Annotated in this window: 14 protein-coding genes; 6 read left to right on the plus strand and 8 right to left on the minus strand. The window is 61.4% G+C overall.

Annotated features, from left to right (window positions below):
* Positions 1 to 13: 13 nt before the first annotated feature.
* The 3 genes from DevBK_RS17515 to DevBK_RS17525 all read right to left on the minus strand — a co-directional run bounded on the left by DevBK_RS17515 (position 14) and on the right by DevBK_RS17525 (position 3,426).
* Entirely contained in the window at positions 14 to 1,153 is a 1,140-nt protein-coding gene (locus tag DevBK_RS17515; protein WP_317186363.1) for an MFS transporter, read from the minus strand.
* A 143-nt stretch (positions 1,154 to 1,296) separates the two neighbouring features.
* Complete coding sequence (locus tag DevBK_RS17520) at positions 1,297 to 1,983, minus strand: flagellar hook assembly protein FlgD (RefSeq protein ID WP_061909115.1); 687 nt, start codon at positions 1,981 to 1,983, stop codon at positions 1,297 to 1,299.
* A 12-nt stretch (positions 1,984 to 1,995) separates the two neighbouring features.
* Positions 1,996 to 3,426, minus strand: a complete 1,431-nt coding sequence (locus tag DevBK_RS17525; protein ID WP_317186364.1) for a flagellar hook-length control protein FliK — start codon at positions 3,424 to 3,426, stop codon at positions 1,996 to 1,998.
* Positions 3,427 to 3,703: 277 nt separating this feature from the next.
* Here DevBK_RS17525 and mnmA point away from each other — a divergent pair, with 277 nt between their 5' ends.
* Positions 3,704 to 4,855 carry a tRNA 2-thiouridine(34) synthase MnmA gene (gene mnmA / locus DevBK_RS17530; RefSeq protein ID WP_317186365.1) on the plus strand — a complete coding sequence of 384 codons (1,152 nt, stop codon included), beginning with the start codon at positions 3,704 to 3,706 and terminating at the stop codon, positions 4,853 to 4,855.
* Between the two features lie 66 nt (positions 4,856 to 4,921).
* Here the strand turns inward: mnmA and DevBK_RS17535 are convergent, their stop codons facing one another.
* The gene (locus DevBK_RS17535) at positions 4,922 to 5,806 is read right to left on the minus strand and encodes a LysR family transcriptional regulator (protein WP_062629869.1); all 885 of its coding nucleotides are present in this window, start codon (positions 5,804 to 5,806) and stop codon (positions 4,922 to 4,924) included.
* Between the two features lie 157 nt (positions 5,807 to 5,963).
* Here DevBK_RS17535 and DevBK_RS17540 point away from each other — a divergent pair, with 157 nt between their 5' ends.
* Positions 5,964 to 7,481: a lyase family protein gene (locus DevBK_RS17540; protein ID WP_317186366.1), complete on the plus strand. Its 1,518-nt coding sequence runs from the start codon at positions 5,964 to 5,966 to the stop codon at positions 7,479 to 7,481.
* A gap of 59 nt (positions 7,482 to 7,540) precedes the next feature.
* On the opposite strand, the gene DevBK_RS17545 is transcribed toward DevBK_RS17540, so the two are convergent.
* A complete protein-coding gene (locus DevBK_RS17545; protein WP_317186367.1) occupies positions 7,541 to 7,714 on the minus strand; it encodes a hypothetical protein in 174 nt (57 codons plus the stop codon).
* A gap of 108 nt (positions 7,715 to 7,822) precedes the next feature.
* Here DevBK_RS17545 and DevBK_RS17550 point away from each other — a divergent pair, with 108 nt between their 5' ends.
* Both DevBK_RS17550 and DevBK_RS17555 read left to right on the plus strand, forming a co-directional pair.
* A complete protein-coding gene (locus DevBK_RS17550) occupies positions 7,823 to 8,377 on the plus strand; it encodes an RNA polymerase sigma factor (RefSeq protein ID WP_244487088.1) in 555 nt (184 codons plus the stop codon).
* The gene (locus DevBK_RS17555) at positions 8,374 to 10,338 is read left to right on the plus strand and encodes a vWA domain-containing protein (RefSeq protein WP_317186368.1); all 1,965 of its coding nucleotides are present in this window, start codon (positions 8,374 to 8,376) and stop codon (positions 10,336 to 10,338) included. The genes DevBK_RS17550 and DevBK_RS17555 overlap by 4 nt, the downstream gene beginning before the upstream one ends.
* Before the next feature lie 167 nt (positions 10,339 to 10,505).
* Here DevBK_RS17555 and DevBK_RS17560 read toward each other — a convergent pair whose 3' ends face one another.
* The 3 genes from DevBK_RS17560 to DevBK_RS17570 all read right to left on the minus strand — a co-directional run bounded on the left by DevBK_RS17560 (position 10,506) and on the right by DevBK_RS17570 (position 12,186).
* Positions 10,506 to 11,456, minus strand: coding sequence for a ring-cleaving dioxygenase (locus DevBK_RS17560; protein ID WP_317186369.1), 951 nt, complete (start codon positions 11,454 to 11,456; stop codon positions 10,506 to 10,508).
* Between the two features lie 116 nt (positions 11,457 to 11,572).
* Positions 11,573 to 11,806 carry a hypothetical protein gene (locus DevBK_RS17565; protein ID WP_061909101.1) on the minus strand — a complete coding sequence of 78 codons (234 nt, stop codon included), beginning with the start codon at positions 11,804 to 11,806 and terminating at the stop codon, positions 11,573 to 11,575.
* Positions 11,807 to 11,865: 59 nt separating this feature from the next.
* Positions 11,866 to 12,186 carry a putative quinol monooxygenase gene (locus DevBK_RS17570; RefSeq protein WP_317186370.1) on the minus strand — a complete coding sequence of 107 codons (321 nt, stop codon included), beginning with the start codon at positions 12,184 to 12,186 and terminating at the stop codon, positions 11,866 to 11,868.
* 164 nt (positions 12,187 to 12,350) lie between these two features.
* On the opposite strand from DevBK_RS17570, the gene DevBK_RS17575 reads away from it, so the two are divergent.
* Positions 12,351 to 13,589, plus strand: a complete 1,239-nt coding sequence (locus tag DevBK_RS17575) for a putative DNA modification/repair radical SAM protein (protein WP_317186371.1) — start codon at positions 12,351 to 12,353, stop codon at positions 13,587 to 13,589.
* Positions 13,589 to 15,031, plus strand: a complete 1,443-nt coding sequence (locus tag DevBK_RS17580; protein WP_317186372.1) for a UdgX family uracil-DNA binding protein — start codon at positions 13,589 to 13,591, stop codon at positions 15,029 to 15,031. The genes DevBK_RS17575 and DevBK_RS17580 overlap by 1 nt, the downstream gene beginning before the upstream one ends.
* Positions 15,032 to 15,065 lie beyond the last annotated feature (34 nt).

Consider the following 15,065-nt stretch of genomic DNA (forward strand, 5'->3'; position numbering starts at 1 on the left):
GCCACGACCCGCTTTAGACTCTCTTTTCCGGCGCCAGGGCACCCGTCAAAAGGAGCGCGACGGCCAGGACCGGGACGATCACCCAGTAGGATGTCCTGATGCCGAAATGCTCGGCCAGGAACCCCAGAAGCGGCGGGCCGGCAAAGAAGACGACGAAGGTCATCTGGCTCAGCGCCGCGACATTAACGGCCGATGGGCGGTCCGTCCGCCGCGCTGCCGCCGAGATAGCGAGCGGGTAAACCGACGAGCAGCCGATCCCCGCCAGCATGAAGCCCAGTAGCGCCAGGAGCGGATGGGGCGCCGAGGCGACCATCACCACGCCGAGCGTTGCCACCAGCAGCAGCGTGCGCCCGACCGCCTGTGGCCCGAACCGATCGATGACACGATCCATGCTCAACCGCCCAATGGCGATGGCAAGCGAAAAGAGCGTCACGCTGAGCCCGCCAATAAACGGCTCGACGCTGAAAACGTCGCGCATATAGATCGCCGACCAATCGACCCCTGCGCCCTCCACAAAGAGCGGCGCGGCCCCAAGAAGGCACAATGGCAGGAGGCCGATGGTCGGGAAGGCAAAGGCGTGCGTCTGCCCGCCATGGTCTTCCACTCGCGCTGGTGCGTTTTCCACCTTGGAAAGAATGAAGACGCCAGAGACGACGACCACTACCAGCGCAATCGCGAGATGGATCGCCACCGACACCTCGGCCTGCCGCAGACCCGCTGCGACGAGCGCCGTTACGAAGAACCCAAAGCTCCACATGCCATGCACACGGCTCATGATCCGGCGGCCGAGCAGAGCCTCATGCCTGTCGGCCTCGACATTGATAAGGATTTCAAGCGCCCCGGCAAGGAGGCCTGCGCAAAACAGCACCGGTGCTACCCAGAGCGCGCTGGGCATCCAGGGCACGAGCGCATAAAGCGCCGAGGCCCCAAAAATGGCGATGAACGACCCCGTCCGCGCCCCAAGCCGCTCGACCGTGCGGCCAAGGAAGGTGATGCCGCATAAGACGCCGAGCGACATGGTAATAAGCATCAGCCCGAGCTGGCCTTCGGTCAGCCCGAATTTCACCTGCAGGTCCGGCAGGCGCGTCAGCATGCCGCCCATGGTGATGGCAAAGGCAAACTGCATGAAGTAGAGGCGCTGGTGCGGCTGCATGGCTATGGGCTCGGTTCGGCGGGCAGGGTGGGCAGCCTCTCATGGCAAGCCAGGGCTCAAGGCTCAAGCGCTTTGTGGCAACCGAAACCAAAACACCGCTGCCCATCGGACAGCGGTGCCAATCAAGAAAAGTCTTAGGCTCTTTACGAAGCCGGTGTCGTCGTCGCGTCCGGCAGGCGGACTTCGCTGACATCGCTCAGCGGCACCTTGGCGGCGCCAACCGTTACCATCGGGGAGCCCGACGAGAAATCGACCGCGCTCACCTTGCCGATGGCGGAAGTCGTGATCTTGACGTTCTTGCCCGACACATTGGTGCCTTCGAGCGTCAGTGTGTAGAGCCCGTCGGGCATAGGCTGGCCATTGCTGCCGATGCCGTCCCAGGCAAAGGTGCCCGAGCCCATATTGAGCGAGCCGGCCTGGGTATAGACCGTGTCGCCCTTGTCGTTCTTGATGGTGATATTGGCATTGGCGACGTTCGCTTCGGCATTGTAGCTCCACATCGCGTGGGTGCCGGAAAGCTGGGTCGTCTTGCCCGAAATCGTCACCTGCTTGCCGATATAATTGACGGCGTCCATGCGGCCCGCATTCTGGGTCGAGGACAGGAGGCTGCCGAGATATTCATTGGTCTTGAGCTGCTGCTCGACCCCGGTGAACTGCACGAGCTGCTGGGTGAACTGGTTGGTGTCGAGCGGATCGAGCGGGTTCTGGTTCTTGAGCTGCGTCGTCAGGATCGAGAGGAAGGTGTCAAAGTTCTGCGCAATGGTCTGGCGCGAAGCTGCAAGACCACTGTTATTGCTTACGTTGGAAGAGCCGGAAACGCCGTCAACCATGGTGGTGGGTCCTTAAGCGATGATGTTGACGCCGCTCGCCTGAAGCGCGCCGCGATAAAGGGTAATGGGGGGAGCGGCGACTTCTGTCTCTTCCTGGCCATCCTGGCCACCGCCGAACCCGCCTTGCTCGCTGCCCGAATGCTGGTTCTGGTCACCAGCGAAGGGGTTTTGCTTCAGCGAGAATTCGAGATTGGTCTTGCTCTGATCAAGGCCCGCCTGCTGCAGCGCCTTTTCAAGGGCGCGCTGGTCACGCTGCATCAGGTCCAGCGTTTCCGCCTTTTCGACGGTCAGCTTGGCATGCACCTGGCCCTTGTGGTCGATATCGAGCCGGACATCGATACGGCCCAGTTCGGCCGGATCGAGCCGCATCTGGAAGCGGGTATTGCCGCCTTCCACTTGCCGCGATAGCTCGAAGGCGATCTGCGGCAGGTTGAGTTGCTGCTGGCTCGTCTGATAGCCGGTTTGGACGATGCGCGGCGTCGTCGCGGCATTGACGGGTTGAGCCGTGGGATCATTCTGGGGCTGCGCCGCTTGTGCCGGGCCTGCTGCGCTCACAGCCGAATTATTGTCCTGAGGCGCATTCTGGCGCGTGGACTGGGTAGCGTTGGGCGCCTTGTCCTGTGCCGCTGGCGCGGCATCGGCCGGCTTGGCTTCGGTCTTGCGCTCGGGCTTTGCTTCAAGGTCCGCCGCGGCAACTGCCGGCTTTTCTTCGGCCGCCGTCGCAGTCGCTTTGCCGGTCAGGATGGGTTCGGTCAGCTTGAGTTCGGGCGTTGCCAGTTCCGGTTCGGTCGGGATGGCCTTGGAGAGCTTTTCGAGCCCGCCCAAAAGCTTGGCAAAGCTCTCCTCGATGCCCGGATCGAGATCGACACCGGCGGCGCCGAGCTTATCGCCCACAAAGGCTTTCAGCTTTGCCGCCAGATCATCCTTGCCACCGCCTGCTGCCGCCACGCCCTTGGCGAGCTCGGCCAATTGCTGCATCAGCGTCTTGAGATCCATGCCAAGTTGCTTGGCGAGATCGTTGAGCGCGCCTTCGACTTCGCCGAGGGCTGCCGGGTCATTGGTCGCGGCCGCCTGGCCGACCTGTTCGGTGCTCAGCCCCAGCGCCGCGAGCGCCGTCAGGAGGCTCTCCGCCAGGCTATTCTCGCCGGTTCCGGTATCCTTGTCGTCGTCGGATTTGGTCTCGGTGGTTTCACCGGCCTTGGCCGTTTCTGTGGTTTCGGTGGGTTTTTCGTCCGCTGCGGGCGCAGCATCACTCGACGCTGGCGCGCTATCGCTCGGCGCTGTCTGTTGCGTCGCAGGCTGTTCTGGCCGTGCCGGTGTGTTCGCGGCAGCGTCAAGCATGCGTGCAAAGCTGTCGTCGCCCCCACCGATCGGAATGATCGGTTGAGGCTTGACCACATTGCCAACCATCGAGGTCAGCAGATTTGCCACTGTTGAAGCCATGACTGCGCTCCGTCGAACGAATGAATTCCCTTCACTCAATGCAAGCGCCTTGCCAGTTTGCGCGTTTCGAAATTTTGCTATCAGTTTCAGATGATTAGCTTTGGTCGGACCACGCTGTCTGTTCTCCTCAGCTTTGCATTCGGTCAGTACTTCGGAACAGTTTGACCCCCACCCGGCAAATCCTGCCGGGCCGCCGATTGCCTAGAAACATCATTCGGCGTATGGAAGCCGCTCACGCTTATCCGCTGGCCCTTGACCCCATCCGGATTGGAAAGACATGTTGAATTCGCTTGATATCGCCAAGCGTCCCGAGGACACGCGCGTTGTTGTCGCCATGTCCGGGGGCGTCGACTCCTCCGTCGTTGCCGGTGTGCTCGCCCAAGAGGGCTATGAAGTCATCGGCATTACCCTGCAGCTTTACGATCATGGCGAGGCCACCCATCGCAAGGGCGCCTGCTGCGCCGGCCAGGACATCCACGATGCCCGCCGCGTTGCCGCCAAGCTCGGGATCCCGCACTACGTCCTCGACTATGAAGAGCGCTTCAAGGCCTCGGTGATCGAGCCCTTCGCCAATGCCTATCAGCAGGGCGAAACCCCGGTGCCCTGCATCGCCTGCAATCAGTCGGTGAAATTCGTCGACCTGATGACCGTCGCCCGCGATCTCGGCGCTGACGTTCTGGCGACTGGCCACTATGTCCAGGCCCGTCTCGGCGAAGATGGCCGCCGCCAGCTCTTCCGCCCCGTCGACAGCGATCGAGACCAGACCTATTTCCTCTTTGCCACGACGCAAGATCAGCTCGATTTCCTGCGCTTCCCGCTTGGGGGCATGAGCAAGCCAGCCGTGCGCGAACTCGCGCGCGAATTTGGTCTCGAAATCGCCGAGAAGCACGATAGCCAGGACATCTGCTTCGTGCCGCAGGGCAAATACGCCGATATCATTGCCAAGATGCATCCCGAAGCGCTGGCCCAGGGCGAGATCGTCCATCTCGACGGCCGCGTCCTCGGCACGCATGACGGCATCGTTCACTACACGATCGGCCAGCGCAAAGGCCTCGGCGTCGCCGCCGCCGAACCGCTCTATGTGGTCAAACTCGAGCATCGCACCGGCCGCGTCATCGTCGGGCCGCGCGAAGCGCTGAAAACGCACACCGTCCGCCTTCGCGACGTTAATTGGCTCGGAGCCATCCCGCTCGCCGAAGCCAGCGCCGGCAATGGCGCCCCGGTGGAAGTCAAAGTTCGCTCCACCCGCGGCCCCCAGCCCGCCGTCATCCAGATGCAGGACGGCGAAGTCTACGTCACCCTCGTCACCGGCGAATACGGCATCTCCCCCGGCCAAGCCTGCGTCTTCTACGCCGACGACAGTCAAACCTCGGAAGTGCTCGGGGGAGGCTTCATCGCAGAGGCGGTGCCGCAGGCTTTGGTGGCTTGAACGTTCGGCGGCCTTAGCGAGCAAATGTGAACCCGGCCTTGAGCCGGGGTCTTTAGCCGCATCGGTTCACTGTCGCGCTAAAAGCTCAGTGCATATCTCAAGGAAACGCGTGCGGGCAGGGTGGCTCGCTGACGTGTTTGGCCAGAACACGCCAAGCTGCCCTGGCTGCAGACCCTCAAACCGAATGATTTCAACCTGCGCGCCGCCAATTGAGCGGGCACTAAAGATATCGCCCACGGTCAGGCCGACACCCTCCATCACCATGCGCAGCGCCGAGGTGGAGTCGGGGACCGTCATCGCGATATTGGGCCTTATGCCTTCGGCCTCAAACAGACGATCGAGTTGCCGCCGCAATGGCGCCGCTTGACGCAGCGCGACAAAGGGATGCTGGTCGATATCTCGAACGGTCAGCACCGCGCGACCCGAAAGCGCATGCCCTCGTGGCAAAATGACCGCCGCGCCAAAAGTCCCGACGCTTTGCTGAATGACTTCGGGCAAATCGAAAGGCAAGACGGCAAGGCCCACATTGAACCCCGAGGGCATCATCCATTTGCCATTATCCTGCCGATGGAGACCCGACACAGTCAGAGGCACATCGGGCATTTCCGCGCGCAATTGGGCCACCACGGGCGGCAGTAGTCCATGAAAAGCATAGGGTGGCGCAACGATGTGGAGGTCTGGCTGCTGCTGGGCTCGCAATTGCCGCGCGGTGATGTCGAGTGCCGCTACCCGGTCGAGAATGTCCCGGCTCTCTTCGAGATAGACTAGGCAATTAGGCGTAGGCGACAGCCTTCGTCCGATCCGAAAGAACAGTTCGAAGCCGAGTTTTGCCTCGAGATCGCGCACGATGCGGCTGATCTGAGGTTGCGTGCGGCGCACGATTTCCGCGGCTCCGCTGATGGTTCCGGCCGTTACGACCGCGTCGAGGACCCGCAATGCCCACAAATCCATATATGCGCCTCACGCATGGTTTTGGTCGAACTATGCATTATTCTACGCCTGGTCAGTGTGGAAGTGTTTCGTCATCGCGGACCGAAATACGGCCGCAGAATCACACACGGTGCCTCGATCTTCCGAAGAGAAGGCCTGGCACCTCGGAGGATAAAGCATGATTGCCCCAATTCGCCCCGGCAAAGCCGGGTTCTGCGCTGCCTTGACCATTGCAATGCTCACCAGCACGTCCCTGCAGGCGCAGGACGCTCCACAAGATTCATTCTATTGGCTCTCGGAGATGAACAAGGCATCGACTGTCATGGTGGTCGAAACCGGCATCGTCCCGGCCGATCTGGGCGTCACCATTGCCGATGCCGTGGCGCAGGTTATCGAAGATCAATCCGTCGAAGGCGCCGCGCGCTCGGGCGATTATCTGCAGGTCGAACCGCTCCTGATCGAAATCGGCGGCCCTGACGTCACTCGCATGCATTCGGGCCGTAGCCGCCAGGATATCGGCTCGACCAGCGAGCGGTTGTTCCAGCGCGAAGCCGTACTGCAATTGCTCCAGGCGCTGATCGACACGCGCACCGCGCTGCTGACTTTGGCCGAAACCAATCCAGACGCGATCGTTCCTGCCTATACGGTCGGTGTTCAGGCGCAGCCGATCACGCTCGGCCACTACATCACCGGCTATGTGCAGGCGCTTGACCGTGCCGCCGAGCGCGTCAAAGTCCTCTATGACGAAGTCAACATGTCGCCCCTGGGCTCGGCCGCACTTGGTACGTCGAGCTTCCCGGTCGATCGCGAACGACTGGCCGAACTTCTCGGCTTCGGCGGCGCCCTCGAAAATTCGTTCGATGCCAATCAGCTGTCGCGCATCGATACCGGTGGCGTTGCGGTGGGGGTTGCCAATTCAATGGCGCTCACCGTCGGCACGCTCCTCTCCGATATCGAAGCGCAATATCGGTTCACGTCGCCCTGGCTGATCCTCAAGGATGGCACCACCGGCAGCAGCAGCATCATGCCGCAAAAGCGCAATCCGAACTCGGTCAATACCGTGCGTGGCAATGCCAGCGCGGTCCTCGCCAAGTCCACCGGGTTCTATTTCGGCGCCCACAATCTGCCTCATGGCCTCCGTGATCAGGGCAATTCAGCCACCGAAACCCTGGAAGCGGCAACCAAAATGCTCGCTTCGCTTGAAAGCCTCCTCGGGGATCTCGAGTTCCGCGAAGCCGTGGCGCTGGCCGAGGTCAATGCCGACTATTCAACCTCAACCGAATTGGCCGACGTGCTGCAGCGCGAGGCCGACGTTCCCTTCCGCGTCGGGCACCACTTCGCCTCCATGCTCGTGACCTATGGCCGCGCCAATGCGCTCAAGCCTGCCGACCTGCCATTTGCAGAAGCCGAGAAGATATTTGCCGAAGCGGCGGCGGAATATGATCTCGCCGATACTGCCTTCCCGCTCACCGAAGAGCGGTTCCGCGAGGCGCTAAGCCCACAAGGCATGGTCAATGCCAGCCTGGGCCTCGGCGGTCCGCAGCCGGCAGAAGTGGCGCGCATGATTGCCGAACAGCATGCGACCATCGAGGGCGACACGGCCTGGCTCGCCGGCGAACGCAAGGAACTGGCTGATGCCGCCACGGCTCTGAACGAAGCCTTCGAAGGCATCCGCACCGGCACCGCCGCAAAATAAGCTCACCACCACTCTTCCCGCGGCGCCAAGGTGCCGCGGGTTTCGAAAAGGCAGAACTCTTAGTTTGCAGTCTGCTCCGCCGATGGCTGCACGCCCGCACTCGCCGCATCGCGCAGTGCCTGATACGAGCCGAGCCCCCCCATCATCATCGATATCGTAATGAGCAGGATCAGCGCCCCCATGGCGAGGAGGAAGATCCGCGTGCGATTGAGCTTGAAGGGGCTGTCGGTCATGGCAAAAGTTTTCCCGCAAAAAATCTGCGCGACGACCAAAGGATCGCCGAAGAGGATTCGTCTTACGCTAAACTAGCGCCAAAGAGGCTCCATGTGCAGGCAAGCTTGGTGGGACTGACTGCCGCATCCATCCCCGATCCGACCCATGCCTATTCCGAGGCCTTGGTGCGGCGCGCCCAAAATGGCGATGCCGAGGCTTTTGCCGAATTGATAGAAGACCAATACGACCGCATTTTCCGTACGGCCTGGCGCTGGTGCGGCAATGCGCCCGACGCCGAGGACATCGCGCAGGATGTCTGCGTGCGGCTCGGTGCAGCGCTCAAAAGTTTTGACGGCCGCAGCGCCTTCTCGAGTTGGGTCTATCGGATCACCATCAATATGGTGCGCGATTTTCAGCGCGCCGGCCGCCGCCGCGGCGCCCATGTCGATGCCTATGCCGAGATCGCCCCAACCGAAGAAGCGCCCTCGCAGGAAGATGCGGCGACCAGCAGCCAGCTTTGGGATGCGGTGCGCCGCCTGCCGGAAAAGCAGCGCGATGCCGTGCTCCTCGTTTATGCCGAAGACCTTTCTCATGCCCGCGCCGCCGAGATCATGGGCATCAAGGAAGCCACAGTCTCTTTTCACGTCCACGAAGCCCGCAAGACCTTGAGGGGGCTCCTATGACCGATCATCGCCCCGATCCCTTCGACCAGCTCCGCAATGCGCCGGCTCCGCGGCCGCGCGATGCGGCTAAAGCCGCTGCGCTCGCCGCCGCCCGCGCCGCATTCGAAGCCGAAACCGAAAAATCCAAAATCCCGGCCAAAGGAAATCCCGCGGCCCGCCGTCTCATGTCCATCTTCGCTTCCTTCAAAAGGATTTCGATCATGGATATGCGCGTTCCCATCGGCACTGCCGCCATTGCCCTCCTCGTCCTGCCGCTCGGCTGGCAGCTCTATTCCTCGACCGCTCTTTCGCCGACGCAGTCGGTCAGCCGTCCGGCTCCAGCCCCGCAGCCCGTCGAAGAGGCTGAGCCCGCGCCGGTCGATACGCGGAGCGAAGCGCCGGCCGTGACAACCATGCCGGTTGCGCCAGAGCCGATGCTCGAAAGCGAAGCCGCGCCGTCGATGATGCGCATGCCGTCCGCCGTCCCGCCGCCACCGGCCGCGCCGATAACGCTGGCGCAGGACAGCGCCATGAGCCCCGCCTATGTCGGCACATCAGCCACCGAACCGACTGGCGACGAATTTACCAGCTTTGACGAGCAGCGCCTCAAGATCGCCGCCGAAGAGCCGGTCTCGACCTTCTCGCTCGATGTCGACACGGCGAGCTATTCCTATGTCCGCCGCCAGCTCGAAGACGGTTTTGTCCCCGAGCCCGATGCCGTGCGCATCGAAGAGCTGATCAACTATTTCCCCTACGACTACCCGGCCGCCCCCAGCGCCGACATGCCGTTCAAGCCGACGGTCAAAATCTTCCCGACGCCCTGGAACGACAAGACCGAGATCATGGCCATCGGCATTCGCGGCTATGCCCCGCCCGCCGAAGCCATCCCGCCGAGCAATCTTGTCTTCCTCATCGATACTTCGGGCTCGATGGATGAACCCGACAAGCTGCCGCTCCTCAAACGCTCCTTTGCGCTGCTGCTCGATCAGTTGAGCGATACGGACACGGTTTCAATCGTCACCTATGCTGGTTCAGCCGGTGTCGCGCTCGAACCCACTTCGTCCAGCGACAAGGCAAAAATCCTCTCCGCGCTCGACGAGCTTGGGGCAGGGGGCTCCACTGCCGGCGCCGAAGGGATCGAGCTTGCCTATCGCCTTGCCGAACAGGGCAAGGTCGATGGCACCAATCGGGTGATCCTCGCGACCGATGGCGATTTCAATGTCGGGATCGATGACCCTAAGGCGCTGGAACAGTTCATCTCCAAAAAGCGCCAGTCCGGCATCAGCCTTTCTGTGCTCGGCTTTGGCCGCGGCAATCTTGATGATGCGACCATGCAGGCGCTGGCGCAGAACGGCAATGGCAATGCCAGCTACATTTCCAACTTCGCCGAGGCCAAAAAGGTGCTCGTCGAAGAAGTCGGCGGCACGCTCCACACCATTGCCCAGGACGTCAAGGTCCAGGTCGAGTTCAATCCCGCGCTCGTCTCGGAATACCGCCTCATCGGCTACGAAACCCGACATCTCAACCGCGAGGATTTCAACAATGACGCGGTGGATGCCGGCGATATCGGCGCCGGCCACACGGTCACCGCGCTTTACGAAATCACGCCTACCGGTGAAGGCCAGGTCGATCCCCTGCGCTATGGCAGTGAAACGACGCAACCCGCCGCCAGCGACGAACTCGCCTTTCTCAAAATCCGCTACAAGCTGCCTGGCGAAAGCGTCAGCCAGTTGATCGAACAGCCGGTGACCCCAGCGGTCGGCTATGACGACATCGCCGTCGCCGGGATCGATGCTCAATTCGCCACCGCCGTCGCCGCCTTCGGCCAAAAACTCCGCGGCAGCGCTTATGGCAGTGACATGACTTGGGCCGAAATCGAAGCCTTGGCCCAATCCGCTCGCGGCATTGACGAAGGCGGCTATCGCGCCGAGTTCGTCAGGTTGGTGAGAGACGCGGCCATGCTGGAGCCGGACGCGGAGTGACCCCCTCACCGACTCGGCTGCGCCGAGCCACCTCTCCCCAAGTGGGAGAGGAATAGAAGGTAAGCGGAGGTGGGAGTTGAGCACCTCTTATTCTTCTCCCTCTCGGGGAGAAGGTGGCGCGCAGCGCCGGATGAGGGGGATCCCTCCACCGGCGCTGCATCGTCAGTTCAAACCAACGGCTTCAACCCCGCTTCGATCTGCGCCCGGCGCCCTTCGAGAAACGGCGGCAGCGACAGTTTTTCGCCCAACGTTTCCATAGGCTCATCCGCCGCAAATCCGGGCACATCCGTCGCAATCTCGAACAGAATTCCATTGGGCTCGCGGAAATAGAGCGAGGTGAAATAGAACCGCTCGACTTCGCCCGAAGACCGAATGCCAAAGCTGTTCACCCGTTCGATCCATTCATGCAGCGAATCCTGATCCGGCGTGCGGAAGGCAACGTGATGCACGCCGCCGGCGCCGGGCCGTGCCCGCGGCAGGCTCGGATCGACCGAAACGTGCAGTTCCGCTGCCGGGCCGCCCGGACCCATTTCATAGACGAACACTTCGCCGCCGCGTTCGCGGGCCGCATAGTGCCGCACCTGGCGCATGTTCATCACGCGCGTCAGCATGGCATCGGTCGGCTCTAGTTTCGGCACCGACAGCGTGATCGGGCCGAGCCCGATGATCTGCTTGTCTTCCGGCACAGGCGATTTGGCCCAAGGGATCACCTTGTTTCGCCCATCGACGACGAGACGGAAGCGCTGGCCCTCGAAATCCTCGAAATCCATGGAGACGTGGCCCAGACGTTCCTTGATGCCGCTCGTAGAAACCTGATTGGCCTCGAGATGCTCCTTCCACCATTTCAGCGTTTCTTCGCTGTCGACGCGGAGGCCCGTGCGGCCAACCGTGTGATTGCCGCGCTGTTCGCGCAGGGTGGGAAAATCGAAGAAGGTCAGGTCGGCGCCGGGCGAGGCGACTCCGTCGCCGTAAAAGAGGTGATAGGCCGAGGTGTCGTCCTGGTTCACCGTCTTCTTGATGAGGCGCATGCCGAGCGTCTGGGTGTAAAATTTGAGGTTGCGCGGTGCGTCGGCGGTCACTGCCGTCAGGTGGTGGATGCCGCCAAGTTCGAGGGTCATGTAATGTCTCCCAATTCACGCGGCGCCAGGCGCCGTCTTCGCTCATGAATGTATGGCAGACGGCGCGTTAGACAAAGAAAGACAATAGCAACGCACTGGTGTCGATTTCCGAACGATTAGTCGGCCACCCCTGCAGGCAGCGTCCCCGCCTTGAAGAGCACTTTGGGCTCGTCATAAGTATCGGCTTCGACATCGACATCGGCCGAATAGGCCCAGATACCGGCGCGCGAGGGCGCAATGCGCTCGGCCGAAGCAATCGCCGCCTCGGCGGATTTGTGCGCTGTCGGCATATCCGGCTCGAGCTTGCGGCCCTTCTGTCTAAAACCCTGAACGAAATAAAGCGTCGGCATGGTCAGCCCCTCTAATTGCCCCGGGCATAGCACAGACCCTTCCAAACGCCACCTGAAGATCAGACCGCGCTCAGAAACGTCAACACCGAATTGGGCTCCTCGATCAGCGTCCGCAATTTGGCGTTGAACACGGCGCCATACTCTGCCGAAATATGCGCCTCGAACGCCGCCCGGTCTTTGTAGATTTCGTAGACCACGAATTTTTGCCGAGCGTCGAAGCGACGATAGGTGTCAAACACCACATTGCCCGGCTCGGCGCGCACATCGGTGGCCAGCCCAGCGAGCAATAGAGCGACTTCCTCCGCCTTGCCCTCCCGCGCGGTAAATTCGGCAATCAGCGATACAGGCTCGTTGGCGGGCAGTTTGTTCAATATATCCATTATGCGGTCTCCACGGCCAATCTCCTGCGACACGTTTTATCACCGCGTTATTCCCGCGGAAGCGGGAATCTCCCGAGCCGTCCCTCATCACAATTTCCTCAGACATGTCTTTTTCACATGCACGGGCGCCGGACTGCCGCTACTTCTAGAACAAAGGAAGAACAATGGTTGCTCTGACGCTCTCGCGAAAACTCGCCATTCTTGCCGATGCTGCAAAATACGATGCGTCCTGCGCCTCCAGCGGCACGGAAAAGCGCAATAGTGCCAAGACCGGCGGCATCGGTTCGACGGAAGGCAGCGGCATCTGCCATTCCTATGCGCCCGATGGTCGCTGCATTTCTCTTCTGAAACTACTGCTGACCAATTTCTGCGTGTACGATTGCGCCTATTGCATCAATCGCTCGTCTTCCAACGTCGCCCGCGCCCGCTTCTCGGTCGATGAGGTCGTTCGCCTCACCCTCGATTTTTACAAGCGCAATTACATCGAGGGACTTTTCCTCTCCTCCGGCATCATCCGCTCTCCGGATTATACGATGGAGGAAATGGTCCGCGTCGCACGCACTCTGCGCGAGGTCCATCTTTTTGCCGGCTATATCCACCTCAAAGTCATTCCCAATGCAGCGCCCGAGCTTCTTGCCGAAGCTGGCCGATGGGCCGATCGTCTCTCGACCAATATCGAAATGCCCACCGATTCCGCGCTCGAACATTTCGCGCCGGAAAAGCGTCCATCGGAAATCCGCACCGCCATGGCACGGCTGCGTGGCAAGCTCGATGAAGCGACACCCGACAATAAGCCGTCAAAAGCCAAACCCGAAAAGTTTGCCCCCGCCGGACAATCGACCCAGATGATCGTCGGCGCCGATAAGGCCGATGACAGCGCCATCCTCACGCGCGCCGCCGGCCTCTACTCCGGCTATCGGCTCAAGCGCGTTTATTACTCCGCCTTCTCGCCCATCCCCGACGCCTCATCGCGCCTGCCGCTCGCGCCGCCCCCGCTGATGCGCGAGCATCGCCTTTACCAGGCCGATTGGCTCATTCGCTTTTATGGCTTCGACGTCCCCGAAATCGTGGCGGGCGGGGAGGGCGGTCATCTCGATCTCAATATCGATCCAAAGCTCGCCTGGGCGCTCAAAACCCGCCAGAGTTTCCCAGTCGACGTCAATCGCGCCGACCGCGAAATGCTGCTGCGCGTTCCCGGCCTCGGCGTCCGTGCCGTCGATCGCGTCATCACCTCGCGCCGCCATCATCGCCTGACGCTTGCCGACGTCTCGCGCCTCACAGCCTCGATCGACAAGGTGCGTCCCTTCATCTCGGCAGCCGATTGGACCCCCGGCGGTCTCACCGACGACATCAAGCTCAAGCAAAAGCTCACGCCCCAGCCCAAACAGCTCGAGCTTTTCTGATGCTGTCCGTCCGGCTCGACCATCTTAATGATCTCGATGAGTGGCGCAGCAAGGCGCGCCGCCTGCTCGTGGCTGGCTTAAAACCCTCGCAAGTCGTCTGGCGGGTTGGGGCGGAAGAGAACGGGCTCTTCGAAGCGGGCGACGACATGCTGCCACAGACCGATGGTCCGATCGGTTCCGTCCCTCGCCAGTTCATGGAGCTTGCCGGGTCGGTCATCCAGCATTCCGAGCCAGAACGCTTCGCGCTGCTCTATCGGATGCTCTGGCGCCTGCAGCAGGATTCACGAATTCTCGCTAATGCTGCTGACGCCGATACCGGAATGTTAACGAAACTGGCCTCTGCAGTGCGTCGCGATGCGCACAAGATGAAGGCTTTCGTCCGCTTCCGTGCCATTCCCGACGCCGAAGAAGAGCACTACATCGCCTGGTTCGAGCCCGAACATTATACCCTCGAAGCCACTGCGCCTTTCTTTACTCGCCGCTTTGCAGGCATGGTTTGGGGTATCGTCACACCCTATTCAAGTGCCTTTTGGGACAAGGAAAATCTGCGCTTCGGTCCCGGTGGCTCGAAGAAAGATATCCCCGCCGAGGATGCGGTGGAGGATGATTGGCAGACCTATTACGATTCCATCTTCAATCCGGCCCGCCTCAAGGTCGCGATGATGAAGTCGGAAATGCCGATGAAATATTGGCGCAACCTGCCCGAAGCGGCCCGCATTGCTCCCTTGATCCGCAATGCCAGGCAAATGGAGCAGGACATGATCGCCCGCGCCGCGACCCAGCCGCCCGCACGCCACACGCGCCAAAAAGCGCATAAGGTCGAGGAAGAAGCTAAGGATATTCAATCGCTTAGCGATGCTGCAGAGGCGATTGGCGGCTGCCGCCGGTGTCCGCTTTACGAGCACGCCACGCAACCGGTCTTTGGCGAAGGCCCTGCCCAGGCTGAGGTCATGTTCGTTGGCGAGCAGCCCGGCGACCAAGAGGATCTCGCTGGTCGCCCGTTCATCGGTCCTGCCGGTCAAGTCTTTGACGAAGCTATGGAAAAGGCCGGCATAGACCGCAGCCGCCTTTATGTCACCAATGCGGTAAAGCACTTCAAGTTCGAGCCACGCGGCAAGCGCCGCATCCACCAAAAGCCCAATGCCGGTGAAATCCAGGCCTGCCGCTTCTGGCTTAATCTCGAGCGCGATTTTCTGAAACCCAAGATCGTCGTCGCCCTCGGCGCCAGCGCGGCCCAAAGCCTTCTGGGCAAAGCGGTTACGATCTCAAAGATGCGCGGTCAGCCGATCCCGCTCGAAGATGGCGCCGTGCTCTTCATCACCAACCACCCCTCCTATCTCCTCCGCATTCCCGACCCACAAAAAAAGCGAGAAGAAAGCGCCAAGTTCGATGCCGACCTCGCGCTGATCCGCGACCACATGGAAAAGCTGCACGCAGCGTGAGGGCGGCTAGACAGTTGAAAATGTAAGGGAAAAG

The sequence above is a fragment of the Devosia sp. BK genome (assembly GCF_032907385.1).
In the GTDB taxonomy this organism is placed as follows: Bacteria; Pseudomonadota; Alphaproteobacteria; order Rhizobiales; family Devosiaceae; genus Devosia.

What these genes read in the sequence shown, in the direction of transcription:
- DevBK_RS17520 (WP_061909115.1), bottom strand. Translation starts at nt 1,983, where the DNA reads ATGGTTGACGGCGTTTCCGGCTCTTCCAACGTAAGCAATAACAGTGGT.
- DevBK_RS17515 (WP_317186363.1), bottom strand. Translation starts at nt 1,153, where the DNA reads ATGCAGCCGCACCAGCGCCTCTACTTCATGCAGTTTGCCTTTGCCATC.
- DevBK_RS17540 (WP_317186366.1), top strand. Translation starts at nt 5,964, where the DNA reads ATGATTGCCCCAATTCGCCCCGGCAAAGCCGGGTTCTGCGCTGCCTTG.
- DevBK_RS17570 (WP_317186370.1), bottom strand. Translation starts at nt 12,186, where the DNA reads ATGGATATATTGAACAAACTGCCCGCCAACGAGCCTGTATCGCTGATT.
- DevBK_RS17565 (WP_061909101.1), bottom strand. Translation starts at nt 11,806, where the DNA reads ATGCCGACGCTTTATTTCGTTCAGGGTTTTAGACAGAAGGGCCGCAAG.
- DevBK_RS17580 (WP_317186372.1), top strand. Translation starts at nt 13,589, where the DNA reads ATGCTGTCCGTCCGGCTCGACCATCTTAATGATCTCGATGAGTGGCGC.
- DevBK_RS17545 (WP_317186367.1), bottom strand. Translation starts at nt 7,714, where the DNA reads ATGACCGACAGCCCCTTCAAGCTCAATCGCACGCGGATCTTCCTCCTC.
- DevBK_RS17535 (WP_062629869.1), bottom strand. Translation starts at nt 5,806, where the DNA reads ATGGATTTGTGGGCATTGCGGGTCCTCGACGCGGTCGTAACGGCCGGA.
- DevBK_RS17525 (WP_317186364.1), bottom strand. Translation starts at nt 3,426, where the DNA reads ATGGCTTCAACAGTGGCAAATCTGCTGACCTCGATGGTTGGCAATGTG.
- mnmA (WP_317186365.1), top strand. Translation starts at nt 3,704, where the DNA reads ATGTTGAATTCGCTTGATATCGCCAAGCGTCCCGAGGACACGCGCGTT.
- DevBK_RS17555 (WP_317186368.1), top strand. Translation starts at nt 8,374, where the DNA reads ATGACCGATCATCGCCCCGATCCCTTCGACCAGCTCCGCAATGCGCCG.
- DevBK_RS17575 (WP_317186371.1), top strand. Translation starts at nt 12,351, where the DNA reads ATGGTTGCTCTGACGCTCTCGCGAAAACTCGCCATTCTTGCCGATGCT.
- DevBK_RS17560 (WP_317186369.1), bottom strand. Translation starts at nt 11,456, where the DNA reads ATGACCCTCGAACTTGGCGGCATCCACCACCTGACGGCAGTGACCGCC.